Origin of the sequence: Nocardioides abyssi (assembly GCF_030412915.1) — a bacterium.
In the GTDB taxonomy this organism is placed as follows: domain Bacteria; phylum Actinomycetota; class Actinomycetes; order Propionibacteriales; family Nocardioidaceae; genus Nocardioides; species Nocardioides abyssi.
This window is the reverse complement of record NZ_JAUHJR010000078.1, coordinates 1-328: the sequence shown is the minus strand read 5'-3', so window position 1 is coordinate 328 and position 328 is coordinate 1. Positions and strand designations below refer to the sequence as shown.

At 60.1% G+C, this 328-nt stretch carries 1 protein-coding gene; it reads left to right on the top strand.

Features of this window, described 5'->3' with window-relative positions:
* Window positions 1–3 precede the first annotated feature (3 nt).
* Window positions 4–328 (top strand): trypsin-like serine protease (locus QWY29_RS21105; protein ID WP_369292668.1); only part of this gene is annotated, 325 nt, incomplete at its 3' end.

Genomic DNA, 328 nt, shown 5'->3' with positions numbered 1-328 from the left:
CAGATCTGCGGAGGAATAATCATCGCCCCCCAAATTGTCTTGACCGCCGCCCATTGCGTCGTTCCCAGTGTCATTTCTGCCGTCTCCCAGCTCAACATCCGCTCAGGCTCAAACCTCCACAATTCCGGCGGTCTGCGCGTCCCAGTCAGCAGGATCACCGTCCACGCTCAATATAGGGACTGCCTCACCTGCGCCCCTGACTACGATATCGCCGTTCTTACCCTTTCCAGCAGTGCGATTGCGAGCGGAGTGCGCGCTGCCGCGATAGGTCGGTGGGACGGCACCACCACTTTCAGTGCGGGAATCACCGGAACTGGGTCTGGATGGG